13 protein-coding genes are annotated in these 13,549 nt (G+C 66.8%); 6 read left to right on the top strand and 7 right to left on the bottom strand.

The annotated features are described in order from the left end of the window. The first annotated feature begins 79 nt into the window (after nucleotides 1–79). Genes ispF through E2E30_RS06110 form a run of 3 tightly spaced genes read left to right on the top strand, consistent with a single transcriptional unit; the run spans nucleotide 80 to nucleotide 2,368 of the window. A complete protein-coding gene (gene ispF, locus E2E30_RS06120) occupies nucleotides 80–1,327 on the top strand; it encodes a 2-C-methyl-D-erythritol 2,4-cyclodiphosphate synthase (protein WP_133188189.1) in 1,248 nt (415 codons plus the stop codon). Continuing rightward, complete coding sequence (locus tag E2E30_RS06115; protein ID WP_133188187.1) at nucleotides 1,324–1,845, top strand: hypothetical protein; 522 nt, start codon at nucleotides 1,324–1,326, stop codon at nucleotides 1,843–1,845. The genes ispF and E2E30_RS06115 overlap by 4 nt, the downstream gene beginning before the upstream one ends. Continuing rightward, complete coding sequence (locus tag E2E30_RS06110) at nucleotides 1,838–2,368, top strand: CinA family protein (RefSeq protein WP_133188185.1); 531 nt, start codon at nucleotides 1,838–1,840, stop codon at nucleotides 2,366–2,368. Before E2E30_RS06115 ends, E2E30_RS06110 begins: the two co-directional genes overlap by 8 nt. On the opposite strand, the gene E2E30_RS06105 is transcribed toward E2E30_RS06110, so the two are convergent. Beyond that, on the bottom strand, nucleotides 2,308–2,787 hold the full coding sequence (locus E2E30_RS06105; protein WP_133188183.1) for a type II toxin-antitoxin system RatA family toxin: 480 nt from the start codon (nucleotides 2,785–2,787) through the stop codon (nucleotides 2,308–2,310). The genes E2E30_RS06110 and E2E30_RS06105 overlap by 61 nt on opposite strands. Next, entirely contained in the window at nucleotides 2,787–3,707 is a 921-nt protein-coding gene (gene lipA, locus E2E30_RS06100) for a lipoyl synthase (RefSeq protein ID WP_133188181.1), read from the bottom strand. The genes E2E30_RS06105 and lipA overlap by 1 nt, the downstream gene beginning before the upstream one ends. A 66-nt stretch (nucleotides 3,708–3,773) precedes the next feature. On the opposite strand from lipA, the gene E2E30_RS06095 reads away from it, so the two are divergent. Continuing rightward, nucleotides 3,774–4,403: a carbonic anhydrase gene (locus tag E2E30_RS06095; RefSeq protein ID WP_133188179.1), complete on the top strand. Its 630-nt coding sequence runs from the start codon at nucleotides 3,774–3,776 to the stop codon at nucleotides 4,401–4,403. A 45-nt stretch (nucleotides 4,404–4,448) separates the two neighbouring features. Beyond that, nucleotides 4,449–4,895 (top strand): hypothetical protein, encoded by a 447-nt coding sequence (locus E2E30_RS06090; protein WP_133188177.1) that lies wholly within the window; start codon nucleotides 4,449–4,451, stop codon nucleotides 4,893–4,895. Between the two features lie 26 nt (nucleotides 4,896–4,921). Here the strand turns inward: E2E30_RS06090 and E2E30_RS06085 are convergent, their stop codons facing one another. Continuing rightward, entirely contained in the window at nucleotides 4,922–5,701 is a 780-nt protein-coding gene (locus tag E2E30_RS06085) for a polyphosphate kinase 2 family protein (RefSeq protein WP_133188175.1), read from the bottom strand. Between the two features lie 176 nt (nucleotides 5,702–5,877). Beyond that, entirely contained in the window at nucleotides 5,878–7,701 is a 1,824-nt protein-coding gene (aspS, locus tag E2E30_RS06080) for an aspartate--tRNA ligase (protein ID WP_133188173.1), read from the bottom strand. A 173-nt stretch (nucleotides 7,702–7,874) separates the two neighbouring features. On the opposite strand from aspS, the gene rnd reads away from it, so the two are divergent. Then, nucleotides 7,875–9,053 carry a ribonuclease D gene (rnd, locus tag E2E30_RS06075; RefSeq protein WP_133188171.1) on the top strand — a complete coding sequence of 393 codons (1,179 nt, stop codon included), beginning with the start codon at nucleotides 7,875–7,877 and terminating at the stop codon, nucleotides 9,051–9,053. Nucleotides 9,054–9,181: 128 nt separating this feature from the next. Here the strand turns inward: rnd and E2E30_RS06070 are convergent, their stop codons facing one another. Genes E2E30_RS06070 through E2E30_RS06060 form a run of 3 tightly spaced genes read right to left on the bottom strand, consistent with a single transcriptional unit; the run spans nucleotide 9,182 to nucleotide 13,534 of the window. Next, complete coding sequence (locus E2E30_RS06070; protein ID WP_240699051.1) at nucleotides 9,182–10,720, bottom strand: Ppx/GppA family phosphatase; 1,539 nt, start codon at nucleotides 10,718–10,720, stop codon at nucleotides 9,182–9,184. Between the two features lie 4 nt (nucleotides 10,721–10,724). After that, nucleotides 10,725–12,902, bottom strand: coding sequence for an RNA degradosome polyphosphate kinase (locus E2E30_RS06065; RefSeq protein ID WP_133188169.1), 2,178 nt, complete (start codon nucleotides 12,900–12,902; stop codon nucleotides 10,725–10,727). Beyond that, a complete protein-coding gene (locus E2E30_RS06060) occupies nucleotides 12,899–13,534 on the bottom strand; it encodes an HdaA/DnaA family protein (protein ID WP_133191952.1) in 636 nt (211 codons plus the stop codon). Before E2E30_RS06060 ends, E2E30_RS06065 begins: the two co-directional genes overlap by 4 nt. Nucleotides 13,535–13,549: the final 15 nt, after the last annotated feature.

Raw genomic sequence — 13,549 nt, 5'->3', positions numbered from 1 at the left:
ATAGGGGAAAGGGCGCGAAGCGGCAAGCATATGCGGCTGGGCTGGCGGGTCGCGCGCGGTTGGGCTAGGCGCTCATCGCATGACGAACCCCCGCACCGCTGCGTTGATCGTCGCCGCCGGAACCGGCGTGCGCTCGGGCAGCCCGATCCCCAAGCAATACGCACCGCTCGGCGGCAAGGCCGTGCTGGCGCACTCTTATGCTGCGCTGTCAGCGCATCCGGCGATCGACCGGGTGATCGTCGTGATCGGGGCCGGGCAGGAAGCTGCGTTGAGCGAGGCTGTGGGCGATGTGGAGTATGTGATCGGCGGCGCTTCGCGGCGGTTGTCGGTGCTCGCCGGCCTGGAAGCGCTCGATCGTCGCCCCGGCGAAGGCCGGGGCCGCCTCGTTTCGACGGACGACGCGAACAACGCAGCGGCCCCGGCCTCCGCCGGGGCGACGGATGGGGTAGCGCGAGTCCTGATCCATGACGCCGCCCGGCCGTTCCTCAGCGCCGCGGTCATCGATCGACTGCTCGCCGCGCTCGATACGCATGACGGCGCCGTACCCGCCCTCCCCGTCGCCGACACGCTCGCCAAGGGCAATGCCGACCTCGGGGAAACCGTGCCGCGCGACTCGCTCCATCGCATCCAGACACCACAGGCCTTTCTCTTTCCAACCGCCCTCGCCGCGCATCGCGGCTGGCCAAATGACGGATCGGGTGACGAACCGACCGACGACGCGCAGATGGTGCGTGCCGCCGGCGGCAGCGTCGCGCTGGTCGCAGGAGACCCCATGCTCGAGAAGATCACCCACCCCGCCGATTTCGCCGCTGCCGAGGACCGCCTCGCCAGCACGCTGCGCACGCGCATGGCGACGGGCTTCGACGTCCATCGGCTCGCGGTCGGCGAGGAGCTCTGGCTTGGCGGCGTGCGGATCCCGCATGACAAGGGCCTGTCGGGACACAGCGACGCCGACGTCGCGCTCCACGCGATCACCGATGCGCTGCTTGGCACGATCGCGGCGGGCGATATCGGCACGCACTTTCCGCCGAGCGACCCGCAGTGGCGCGGTGCCGATTCAGCGCAGTTCCTACAACATGCTGCCTCGCTCATCACCGAGCGCGGCGGGATCATCGATTTCGTCGACCTGACATTGATGTGCGAGGAGCCCAAGATCGGCCCGCACCGCGCCGCGATGCGCGACCGGATCGCAGACCTCTTGCAGCTCGCCACGGATCAGGTCAGCATCAAGGCAACGACGACGGAGCGGCTCGGCTTCACCGGGCGTGGCGAAGGCATTGCGGCGCAGGCGGCGGCGACGGTCCGCGTTCCAGGGGGCAAGAAATGAAGCGATTGCGCACATTCGCGGCACTCTGGATCGGGGCGACCGCGATGGTCGGCGCGCAGGCGGCCCCGACCGACCTGCCATGCCTCACGACGCAAGAAGGGCAGTCGCTCGTCCAGGTCGCGCTGCCCGACGTGCTCGACGCGGTCGGCAAGACGTGTGCGACGGCGCTCCCGGCGACGGCGACGCTGCGCGCGGGGCTCCCCGCGCTGATCGCGCGCTATCGCGCCAATGGCGATGCGGCCTGGGTCGCCGCCAAGCCGGCGATCGGCAAGCTCGGCGGTGAACAGCTGCGTGACATGAACCCCGACGTGCTGCGCCCGCTGATCTCGACGATCATGGGGCCGCTGATCGCCAAGGACATCAAGCCCGGCGACTGCCCGCGGATCGATCGCATCACCGGGCTGCTCGCTCCCCTGCCCGTCGCCAACACCGCCGCGCTGGTGGTCGAACTGTTCCAGCTCGGCACCGACCGCAGCAAGACGCGCGCGCCCTTTTCGATTTGCCCGACCCATGGATAAGATCGATTCGATCCTGCCCGCCGAGCTGGTCGAGGCAGCGCGCAAAGTCGTCACCGCCAATCTCGCGGCCGGACGCCGCGTGACGCTGGCGGAAAGCTGCACCGGCGGGCTCGTCGCGGCGGCGCTGACCGAAATCCCGGGGTCGTCCGAAATGTTCGAGAGCGGTTTCGTGACCTATTCGAACGACGCCAAGCTCGAGATGCTCAACGTCAGCGCCGATGTGCTCGAGACGTTCGGGGCGGTGTCGGTGGCGACCGCGTGGAGCATGGCGCAGGGCGCGCTCGAGGCGACTGGCGCCGACATTGCCGTGGCCATTACCGGCGTCGCGGGGCCAGGCGGTGGGACCGAGAAGAAGCCTGTCGGCACCGTCGTCTTCGCACGCGCCGAACGCGGTGCCGACCCTGGACATGTCGTCGCGGATCGCAAGGATTTCGGCAATCTCGGACGCGGCGGCGTGCGGCTTCAGGCGGCGCTGTGCGCGCTCGAGCTGCTATTGCCACCCGAGGCCGCGGGCGACGCGTAAAGCACCGCCGCGCGGTCCTCGAACGCGCCGATCATCTTGCGCAGTGCGGTGCCGAACACCTGGCCCGCGAGCATTTCGAAGACGCGGTTCTTGAACGCGAAGTCGACGGTGAAGTCGACCGCGCAACCCGCCCCGTCGGGCCGGAACACCCAGTCGTTGCGCAGATATTTGAGCGGCCCGTCGAGATACTCGACATGGATGCGGTTGGGGCGTTCCTTGTCGACCTTCGAGGTGAAGGTCTCGCGCAGGCCCTTGAAGCCGACGATCATGTCGGCGGTAAGCTCGGTCGCGCTGTTCGAGCGGACGCGGATCGCCGAGACCCATGGCAGGAACTCGGCATAACGGCCGACATCGGCGACCAGATCGAACATCTGCTCGGGAGTGTAAGGCAATCGCCGGGTTTCGGAATGACGCGGCATTACCGGACTGCGAACTTTGCCTCACGCGCGGCACGCAGGCGGGCGAAATCGTCGCCGGCGTGATAGCTCGAGCGCGTCAGCGGCGAGCTTGCCACGAGCAGGAAGCCCTTCGCGCGCGCGATCGCTGCATACGCGTCGAACGTAGCTGGCGGGATGAAGTCCATCACCTTGGCGTGGCGCGGGGTGGGCTGGAGATACTGCCCCATCGTCAGGAAGTCGATTTCGGCGCTGCGCATGTCGTCCATCACTTGATGGACTTCGAGCCGCTCCTCGCCGAGTCCGAGCATGACGCCCGACTTGGTGAAGATCCGCGGGTCGTGGCGCTTGACGCTCTCAAGCAAGCGCAGCGATGCGTAGTAGCGGGCACCCGGGCGGATAGTTGTGTAAAGCCGAGGAACGGTCTCGAGATTGTGATTGTAGACGTCGGGGCCGGCCTCGACGATCGACTCGACCGCGGCTTGCGTCTTGTTGCGGAAATCGGGGGTAAGAATTTCGATCGTCGTCATCGGCGTGGTCGCGCGGAGCGCCTGGATCACCTTGACGAACTGCGACGCGCCGCCGTCGGGCAGATCATCCCGATCGACCGAGGTGACGACGATGTGCTGCAACCCCATCTGCGCCGCCGCATCGGCGACGTTCTGGGGCTCGAGTTTGTCGACCGCGCGCGGCATCCCCGTCTTGACGTTGCAGAACGCGCAGGCGCGCGTGCAGGTATCGCCGAGGATCATCACCGTCGCGTGTTTCTTGCTCCAGCATTCGCCGATGTTGGGGCAGGCCGCTTCTTCGCACACGGTCGTCAGGCTCTTCGAGCGCATCAGTTCGCGGGTCGCGGCGAACCCCGCCGAAGTGGGCGCTTTGACCCGCAGCCAGTCGGGCTTGCGTTCACGGGGCGGGCGGGCGAGCGGGGACATCTCGTTCATGGCTGTGCAGATAGCGATTGACGACGCGGCTTGCCACCCCCTCTTCTCCTCCGTTAAAAGCAGCACATGACCGATTTCAGCGACCTCGTCGGCGGGTATCACCGCTTCCGTTCCACCGACTACATCCGTCAGCGCGACCGCTGGGCGGAATTGGCCGAGGGGCAGAGCCCCAAGGTGATGGTGATCGCTTGCTCGGACAGCCGAGTCGATCCAGCGCAGGTATTCGACACGTCGCCGGGCGAGATCTTCGTCGTGCGCAACGTCGCCAATCTGGTGCCGCCGTTCGAGCTCGACGGGTCGCGCCACGGCGTTTCGGCCGCGCTCGAATTCGCGGTGAGCCAGCTCAAGGTCGGCGAGATCGTCGTGATGGGCCACGGATCGTGCGGCGGCGTGAACGCGGCGCTGACACGCGCGTTCGAGGGCAAGGCGCCGGGCGAAGGCGGCTTCATCGCGCATTGGATCGACATGCTCGATTCGGCGCGCGACCGGATCGTCGCCGAGCACGGCACCGGCCCCGCCGCGATCCGCGAGATGGAGCTCGAAACGGTGCGCGTCAGCATCGCCAATCTGCGCACCTTCCCCAACATCCGCGAGGCCGAATCCGCCGGGACGTTGCGGTTGCGCGGCGCCTATTTCGCGATTGCCGACGGCGTGCTGCATGTGATGGACGAAACGGGCGACTTCGCACCCGCGTAAGGTCCGCAATTGCCCGAGTCGTATCGTTCGCGTAGCACATCGCGGATGAGACCCAACACGCTGCGGACCTTGCGCCGCTATCACCATTATCTCGGCCTGTTCTTCGCGCCGATGATCCTGCTGTTCTCGGTCAGCGGTGCGTTGCAAACCTTCCGGCTCCAGGAAGCGCGCGGCTATGGCGGCACGCCGCCGAACTGGATCGTGTGGATCGCCAGCGTCCACAAGGACCAAGGCCCGCCCCGCCCGCCGCGCGCCCAGCAACCCAAGCCCACCGGCGAAGCGGCCAAGCCGCGCGGCGAGGCCGAGCGCGCCGGCCCAAAGCGGCCGTCCCCGCTGCCGCTCAAGATCTTCGTCGTCCTGCTGTCGATCGCCTTGTGCGCCTCGACCATTACGGGCGTCGTGATTGCACTGTCGATCCGCTCGATGCGACGGGTCTCGATCGCAATGCTCGTCGCGGGAACGATCGTCCCGCTCGTCCTGCTATGGATCTGATCGCGCGTCGCTGACGCGCCGGCCCGTCAGGGCTTACGTGCCAGCGCCTTGCGCGCGATCGCCTCGATTTCCGGGTCGAGCTCGGGTGGCGTCATGTCGACATGCGCCTCGAGCCGCTCGGCGATCGCGGTGAGCGCGGCGATGCGGCCGGCTTTTTTGTCGTTGCCGTCGATCACCGTCCACGGCGCCCAGCGCGTATCGGTGCGCTTGAACATGTCGTGCATCGCATCGAGATACGCCGGCCGCTTCTCGCGGTTGCGATAATCGTCGGCGCCGGTCTTCCAGCGCTTCCAGGGATGATCGAGCCGGCTGGCGAGCCGCTCGTCCTGCTCCTTGGTCGAGACATGGACGAACAGCTTGACGATCGTCGTTCCCGAATCGGCTTGCTGCGCCTCGAATTCGTTGATCTCGTCGTAACCGCGCTTCCACTCGGTGTCCTTGGCATAGCCTTCGACGCGCTCGACGAGCACACGGCCGTACCAGCTGCGATCGAACACCGCGATGTCGCCACACGCGGGGAGCTTGGTCCAGAAGCGCCACAGGAAGTGCCGGTCGAGTTCGTCCTGTGTCGGCGCCTTGATCGGCCAGACCTCGAAATTGCGCGGATCCCAGTCGGCGCACAGCCGCTGGATGATGCCGCCCTTGCCCGCCGCATCCCAGCCTTCGAGCAGGACGATCGCGCGCTTGCGGTGGACGATGTGCGCGACCTGGATATGCGACAGGCGCGTCTGGAGCTTTTTGAGCTCGGCATCGTAATCGCCGTCGAACGGTTTGCCCGATTCGTAATCGGAGAGTTGGATCGTCACAGTTCCCTCCCGCTGGCGCGAGGGGTTGGGAGAGAAAATGCGCGGTTCGTTGTCATGGGACGACACTGCCCTCCCCCAGCCCCTCCCGCAAGCGGGAGGGGAGTGTTTACGGGCACAGCCCCCCTCGTGCGGGAGGGGAGCCTTTTTGCGCCAGCCCTTCCCGAAACGAGAGAGCGTTAGGTCGGACGCACCGCTTCGTCTGCGGGCTTCGCGGTCGCGACGCCGGCGGTCGAACGCAGGTTCAACTCCTTGAGCTGCTTGGGCGTCGCGAAGTTGGGCGCGCCCATCATCAGATCCTCGGCCTTCTGCGTCATCGGGAAGGTGATGACCTCGCGGATGTTGGGCTCGTCGGCGAGCAGCATGACGATGCGGTCGACGCCCGGCGCCGAGCCGCCGTGCGGCGGCGCGCCGAACTTGAAGGCGTTGATCATGCCGGCGAAGTTCGTATCGACATCGGCCTGGGTGTAGCCGGCAATCTCGAACGCCTTGTACATGATCTCGGGGCGATGGTTCCGGATCGCGCCCGACGACAGCTCGATGCCGTTGCAGACGATGTCGTACTGGAACGCCAGGATATCGAGCGGGTCCTTGGTCTCGAGCGCTTCCATCTCGCCTTGCGGCATCGAGAAGGGGTTGTGGCTGAAATCGACCTTCTTGGCGTCCTCGTCATATTCGAACATCGGGAAATCGACGATCCAGCAGAACTCGAAGCGCTTGTCGTCGATCAGGCCGAGCTGGTCGGCAACGCGGGTGCGCGCGAGGCCGGCAAGCTTGGCCGCCTGCGCCGCCTTGCCGGCCGCGAAGAAGATGCCGTCGTTAGGGCCGAGGCCGAGCGCCTCGGCGATCGCCTTCATGCCGTCCTGGCCGTGGTTGTTGGCAATCGGGCCGCCGAACACGCCGTCCTTCTGCGTCGCATAGCCGAGGCCGGGGAAGCCTTCGCTCTGCGCCCAGCTGTTCATCTCGTCGAAGAACTTGCGGCTCTTCTCGTGCGTGTTCGGCGCCGCGATCGCGCGGACGACGTCGCCGCCCTCGACCATCGAGGCAAAGCGACCGAAGCCCGAACCCTTGAAGTGCTCGGACACGTCGGTGATGAACAGCGGGTTGCGCAGGTCAGGCTTGTCGTTGCCGTACTTGAGCATCGATTCGCGGTACGGGATGCGCTTGAACGGCAGCGCCGAGACGGTGCGACCCTTGCCCTGCCAGTTGGCGAATTCCTCGAACACGCCGTGGAGCACGGGCTCGATCGCGGCGAAGACGTCGTCCTGCGTGACGTAGCTCATCTCGAAATCGAGCTGGTAGAATTCACCCGGAGACCGATCGGCACGCGCGTCTTCGTCGCGGAAGCACGGTGCGATCTGGAAATAGCGGTCGAAGCCCGCGACCATCAGCAGCTGCTTGAACATCTGCGGCGCCTGCGGGAGCGCGTAGAACTTGCCGGGATGGACGCGGCTGGGGACGAGATAGTCGCGCGCGCCTTCGGGCGAAGAGGCGGTGAGGATCGGCGTCTGGAATTCGGTGAACCCCTGCCCGATCATCCGCTGGCGCAGCGACGAAATGACGTTCGAGCGCAGCAGCACGTTGGCGTGGAGCCGCTCGCGGCGCAGATCGAGATAGCGATATTTGAGGCGGATTTCCTCGGGATATTCGGCCTCGCCGAACACCGGCATCGGCAGCTCATGCGCGACCGACTGGACGACGACGTCGCGCGCGCGGATTTCGATCTCGCCCGAGGGAAGGTTGGCGTTCACCGTCTCGCTCGACCGCGCGACGACCTCGCCGGTGATCGTCACGACCGACTCGGGGCGCAGCTTGTCGAGCACGGCGTGCGCCGGGCTGTCGCTGTCGGTGACGATCTGGGTGATGCCGTAATGGTCGCGCAGATCGACGAACAGCAGATTGCCGTGATCGCGCTTGCGATGGACCCAGCCCGACAGCTTGACCGTGGTGCCGACGTCCGCGGCGCGGAGCTGGGCGCAAGTATGAGTGCGATAAGCGTGCATAGATCTTCTCATGTTCGTCGCCCCGGCGAAGGCCGGGGCCGCTGTGTATCGGAGCGCAACGCGTGACAACGCAGCGGCCCCGGCCTCCGCCGAGGCGGCGGCGAATATGGTCGATGCGCTTCCCTCTACAACCCGCCTTTGTCAAGGCGCGCGACCCTCGCTATGGGGTGGAGATGCATATCCATCCCCTGATCACCGACAGTGCCACCCTCGCCAATCTCTGCGCCCGAATGTCGCAAGCCGATTTCGTCTGCATCGACACCGAGTTCATGCGCGAGAACACCTTCTGGCCGGAACTCTGCCTGATCCAGATCGCCGATGAGAACGAGGCGGCGGCGATCGACCCGCTCGTGCCGGGGCTCGACATGAGCCCGCTGCTCCAGCTGATGGTCAATAACGAGGACGTGCTCAAGGTCTTCCATGCCGGCGGGCAGGACCTCGAGATCGTCTACAACCTCACCGGCACGACGCCGCATCCGCTGTTCGACACCCAGGTAGCAGCGATGGCGCTGGGGCAAGGCGAGCAGGTCGGCTATTCGAACCTCGTCGACGCCTGGCTCGGCATCACGGTCGACAAGGGCGCGCGCTTCACCGACTGGAGCCGCCGTCCGCTCGACGCGCGCCAGATCGAATATGCGATCGGCGACGTGACGCATCTCGCGCGGATCTTCCCGAAGATGCTCGAGCGGCTGCGCAAGACCGGCCGCGGCGCGTGGCTCGACCAGGAGATGGAGCGGCTCGGCGATCCCAAGAATTATGCCAACGATCCCGAGGAAGCCTGGCGCCGGATCAAGGTGCCGAGCCGCAAGCCCGAGGTGCTCGGTCGGCTCAAGGCGCTGGCGCGCTGGCGCGAGATCGAGGCGCGCGGCAAGGATCTGCCACGGGGGCGGATCGTCAAGGACGAGACGATCGCGGATCTGGCGGGCCACGCGCCCAAGCGGCAGGCTGATCTCGCCAAGGTGCGCGGGCTTTCCGCCACATGGGCGCAGAACGATATCGGCGCGCGGTTGATGGCGGCGCTCGAACATGCCGAGCCGATGTCGGCCGACGAACTGCCGTCGCGCGACGACCGCAAGCCGGGCATGGGCAAGGACGGCGCGTTGGTCGCCGACCTGCTCAAGCTGCTGCTCAAGATCCGCTCGAAGGAAATCGACGTCGCCGCGCGGTTGCTGGCTCGGACAGACGATATCGACGCGCTCGCGGCTGGGCAGCGCGAGGGGCTGTCGATCCTGCAGGGCTGGCGGTTCGAGCAGTTCGGGCGCGACGCGCTCGATCTGGTCGAGGGGCGGCTGGCGTTTGCGGTGGTCAACGGCAAGCTCAAGATGACGCGGACCGAGGATATCGCGGTTTAGTCGACGTTCGACGGACTTAACCCCGTCCGTCACCCCGGCCTTGTGCCGGGGTCCACCGTGCCGCGCGTCCTGCGCGTGTTGTGCGCGTATCCCGGTGGACCCCGGGACGAGCCCGGGGTGACGGGAGGCTACTCTACGATCACCGCCTTGCGTCCCAGCGCCGTTGCCAGCGAGGCATGACGCCGCTCGACCGTCTCGCTATATAGCGCGATATCGCTGCTCTTCACGCGCAGCGTCACCGTCTCGCCATCGTCGGCGAGCGACGAGCGCTGGAGCGGTCCGGCCAGCCCGCCGCTCATCCGCTGCCCGAGCCGCATCGCCAGCCCCCAATGCACCGCGCGCTTCAAGTCGAGCGGATCGGCGAGCACCGCGAGCGGCGCGGGCGTGTTGACCCCGCCCCCCAGACTCGTGTGGAGCGCCTGTGCGATCAGCGCACGACCGCGCGCGTCGACCGCGACCCAATTGCCGTGGAGCGCGACTTCGACGCCGCGCTCGGCGCGGAACTCGGGATTGGCGCGCCAGCCGACATCGGCGAGCAAGCACGCCGCGAGCCGCAGTCGCGCCATTTCGGGCCGGTCGCGCGTGAAGAGCGGCGCGATCCAGCGATCGAGCAAGTCGCCATGCTCGGCGAAGCGGCCATGCCGCCGGCCTTCGTCGCGCGTCGCAACGATCAGCGGATCCTGCGCGCGGACGTCCGGGGCTAGCGCGCCGTAGAGCAGTCCTTCGCGCAGCCCGAAGGCCGAGACGATCGTGGTGTCGCTGCCGAGATGTTTGAGCAAAGAAACGAGCAGCGCGGTCCCGTCGCTCAGCGTCGCCGCGCGTGCGGCGGACAGGCCCGGGATCGCGCGCAGCCAGCTCTTGTTGACGTGGCTGATCGTCCGCCCCATCCGCGCGATCGCTTCGGCGGACATCGCATATTCGTGGATCACGGGAAGCGGGTAACTGCCGAGGTGCATGTCGAGCCGTGCGAGCGCGCGCCACGATCCGCCGACGAGATAGAGCGGCAACCCCGCCCCCTTCCCCGTCCAGCCCGCGCGATCGAGCGCACGCGCGACCTCGCGCTGCAACACGCCCGGCCCCTTGTCGCGGATCGCGCCGATGCGCAGGACGCCGAGCGGGAAGGACACGCGCTCGCCGACCTTGCCGCCACGAATGCGGATCAGCTCGAGGCTGCCGCCGCCGAGATCGCCGACGATACCATCGGCCTGCGGGATCGCAGACAACACGCCGTAGCCGGCACCGGTCGCTTCCTGCTCGCCGCTGAGCAATTCGACCTCGAGCCCGAGATCGCGCGCCGCATCGAGCAGAACCTTGCCGTTCGAGGCATCGCGCACAGCCGCAGTCGCGACCGTGCGCAGCCGGGTCACTTCCATCTCGCGCGCGACAGCAGCGAAACGCGCGAGCGCGTCCTTGGCGACCGTGATGCCTGTCTCGGCAATCGCGCCAGTCTCGGCCAGGCCGCGGCCGAGCCCGGCCATCACCTTCTCGTTGAACAAGGTCGCGGGCATTCGCTCAGGCCCTTGATAGACAACCAGGCGGATCGAATTCGATCCGATATCGATGATCGCGGTGCGCGGCTCGGCGGGATCCTGCTCGCGCGCGACGACGCGATTACCGGAGACAGCGTTGTCAGATGACGCCGCCGAGATCCTGGGGGTGGTGTCCATCGGCTTAGCGCCGATTTCGGAGCGAAAGCTTGGGCACCGAACCACTCGCCGCGAGCGAGGCGCCGCGCCCCGACAGCGACGGGTTGGTCATGAAATAGCGATGCAGGTTGAACGGCCGGTCGCCCGGCTGCGTGCGGACGTACGACCCGTCGCCCTGCAGCTCCCAACTCTGTTCGTTGTCGATCAGATTGGCGACCATCACCTGGTCGAGGATCTGCTGGTGGACGGTCTTGTTCTCGATCGGCAGCATATATTCGATCCGGCGATCGAAATTGCGCTGCATCCAGTCGGCGGAGGAAATGAACACCTGCGCGCCGTCATTGGGCAGCATCCCGCCATTGCCGAAGCACCAGATGCGGCTGTGCTCGAGGAAGCGGCCGATCACCGATTTCACGCGGATGTTCTCCGACAGGCCCGGGACACCGGGCTTGAGACAACAGATCCCGCGAATGATGAGGTCGATCTGCACTCCGGCGTCGCTCGCTTCGTAGAGCTTGTCGATCACCGCCGGGTCGACCACCGAGTTCATCTTCGCCCAGATCGCGGCCGGGCGGCCGGCCTTGGCGTTGGCGATCTCGGTATCGATCAGCCGCATCAGCCGCGGGCGCAAGTCGCGCGGCGATAGGCTGATCAGCGCCATGTTCTCGGGTTCGACATAGCCGGTGATGTAATTGAACATCTGCGCGGCATCGAGCCCGAGCCGCGGGTCGGCGGTGAAGAAGCTGAGGTCGGTATACACCTTGGCGGTGATCGGGTGGTAATTGCCCGTCCCGAAATGGCAGTAGGTGCGGTATTGCCCGCTCTCGCGGCGCACCACCATCGAGACCTTGGCGTGCGTCTTCCAGTCGATAAAGCCATAGACGACCTGCACGCCCGCGCGCTCGAGCGCCGAGGCCCAGAGCAGGTTCTGCTCTTCGTCGAAGCGCGCCTTCAATTCGACCACCGCGGTGACCGACTTGCCCGCTTCGGCCGCGGCGATCAGCGCGTTGATGACGGCGGGCTGCTTGCCGGCGCGGTACAGCGTCTGCTTGATCGCGACGACGTCGGGGTCGGCGGCGGCTTGCTTGAGGAAGGCGAGCACCACGTCGAAGGTCTCGTACGGGTGGTGGACGACGATGTCCTTCGCCTTGATCGCGGCGAAGCAGTCGCCACCATATTCGCGAACCCGCTCGGGGAAACGCGGCGAGAAGGGCGGGAATTTGAGATCGGGACGATCCTCGTCGACGATCGCCTCGAGATCGCCGACGCCGAGAAACGCACCGCTCTCGGTGACGAAGCAATCCGCGCCGCCGAGTTCGTCGCGCAGCACCGAGCCAAGCCGCTTGGGCATACCGCTTTCGAGTTCGAGCCGGATGACGCGACCGCGCCGGCGGCGCTTGATCGCGTTGGCGAAGTAGCGAACGAGATCCTCGGCTTCTTCCTCGATCTCGAGATCGCTGTCGCGCAGCACGCGGAACTCGGCGCCGCCGATCACGCGGTAGCCGGGGAAGACAAGCGGGGCGAAACGCTTCACCAGCGATTCGACCGCGATGTAGCGTGCCTTCTCGCCGGGCAGGCGCAGGAACCGCGGCATCGGCGCGGGGATCATGACGAGCTCGCGGATCGGCTGATCGTCCGAGATGCGGACGAGGTCGAACATCACCGCCAGCCCCTTGTTGGGGATGAACGGGAAGGGATGCGCGGGGTCGAGCGCTTGCGGGGTCAGGATCGGGAAGAGCTGCTCGCGGAACTGCGTCTCGAGCCAGGCGAGATCCTCGCCAGACAGCGCCTCGTCGATCGTGCGCGAGCTGAGCACCGCGATGCCCGTCTCGGCGAGCTGGCGCCGGAGATCTCGCCACACGTCGCGCTGGCTCGTCACCAGCGCATCGGCCTCGGCAACGATCGCGGCGAGCTGCTGGCCCGACGTCAGCCCGTCGTTCGACAGCCGCGCGACGTCTTGAAGCTGCTGGCCCTTGAGCCCCGCCACACGCACCATGAAGAATTCGTCGAGGTTCGACCCCGAGATCGACAGGAAGCGGACGCGCTCGAGCAGCGGATGCGCGGTGTTGCACGCTTCCTCGAGCACGCGGCGGTTGAAGGCGAGCCAGGAGAGCTCGCGGTTGAAATAGCGGTCGCTCCCCTCGCTGCCCGCAAACGGATCGTCGTCATGGTCCAGGCTCGCGAGATGGGCTGGGCGGGTCATCGGGTTTCCGTCGATTCGGGGAACAAGTCGGGTGCCGCGCCCGGGATCAGTCCGGCTTCGATCAACGTCACCCGTGCGAGCGGGATAGACAGGCGCTTGTGCCGCGCCAACAGCGCCTGGTCGAGCAGATCGACCGTGCGCAGCAAGCTGATATGGGTGCGTTCCACCCGCAGGACGAGCCATTGAATCACCTCCGGCCGCGCGTCGATACCACGCCTGAGGAACTGACGCTCGAAGATTGCGCGCATCAGCGCCTCGTCGGGATCGCCGATCCGCACCGTCGGGCTCGCGGCAAGCCGCGATCGCAGGTCGGGGAGCTTGATCGACCATTCGGGCGGCGGCGCGTCGGCGACGATCACCACCGGACGGCGATCCTCCTGCGCGCGGTTCCACGCGTGGAAGATGCTCGTCTCGTTCTGCCGCTCGGCATCGTCGATCAACCCGCCGCCGGTCTTGGCGGCGAAGATGCGCGCGAGCAGGCTGCGGCCCGATTTGCGCGGGCCGGTAACGACGACGGCCATCACGGGCCAGGTGCTCCAATGTTCGAGCTGCTGCACCGCCCGCATGTTCGAATCCCCGATCAGGAATTCATCGTCACGCGGATCGGCTGGCCAGTCGAGCGGAAGTGCCATTTGTGCCGGGAGCAT

Source organism: Sphingomonas sp. AAP5, from assembly GCF_004354345.1.
Lineage (GTDB): Bacteria > Pseudomonadota > Alphaproteobacteria > Sphingomonadales > Sphingomonadaceae > Sphingomonas > Sphingomonas glacialis.
This window is presented reverse-complemented; position numbering and strand designations above follow the sequence as displayed.

What these genes read in the sequence shown, in the direction of transcription:
- E2E30_RS06065 (WP_133188169.1), bottom strand. Translation starts at nt 12,902, where the DNA reads ATGACCCGCCCAGCCCATCTCGCGAGCCTGGACCATGACGACGATCCG.
- aspS (WP_133188173.1), bottom strand. Translation starts at nt 7,701, where the DNA reads ATGCACGCTTATCGCACTCATACTTGCGCCCAGCTCCGCGCCGCGGAC.
- lipA (WP_133188181.1), bottom strand. Translation starts at nt 3,707, where the DNA reads ATGAACGAGATGTCCCCGCTCGCCCGCCCGCCCCGTGAACGCAAGCCC.
- E2E30_RS06115 (WP_133188187.1), top strand. Translation starts at nt 1,324, where the DNA reads ATGAAGCGATTGCGCACATTCGCGGCACTCTGGATCGGGGCGACCGCG.
- rnd (WP_133188171.1), top strand. Translation starts at nt 7,875, where the DNA reads ATGCATATCCATCCCCTGATCACCGACAGTGCCACCCTCGCCAATCTC.
- ispF (WP_133188189.1), top strand. Translation starts at nt 80, where the DNA reads ATGACGAACCCCCGCACCGCTGCGTTGATCGTCGCCGCCGGAACCGGC.
- E2E30_RS06090 (WP_133188177.1), top strand. Translation starts at nt 4,449, where the DNA reads ATGAGACCCAACACGCTGCGGACCTTGCGCCGCTATCACCATTATCTC.
- E2E30_RS06105 (WP_133188183.1), bottom strand. Translation starts at nt 2,787, where the DNA reads ATGCCGCGTCATTCCGAAACCCGGCGATTGCCTTACACTCCCGAGCAG.
- E2E30_RS06110 (WP_133188185.1), top strand. Translation starts at nt 1,838, where the DNA reads ATGGATAAGATCGATTCGATCCTGCCCGCCGAGCTGGTCGAGGCAGCG.
- E2E30_RS06095 (WP_133188179.1), top strand. Translation starts at nt 3,774, where the DNA reads ATGACCGATTTCAGCGACCTCGTCGGCGGGTATCACCGCTTCCGTTCC.
- E2E30_RS06060 (WP_133191952.1), bottom strand. Translation starts at nt 13,534, where the DNA reads ATGGCACTTCCGCTCGACTGGCCAGCCGATCCGCGTGACGATGAATTC.
- E2E30_RS06070 (WP_240699051.1), bottom strand. Translation starts at nt 10,720, where the DNA reads ATGGACACCACCCCCAGGATCTCGGCGGCGTCATCTGACAACGCTGTC.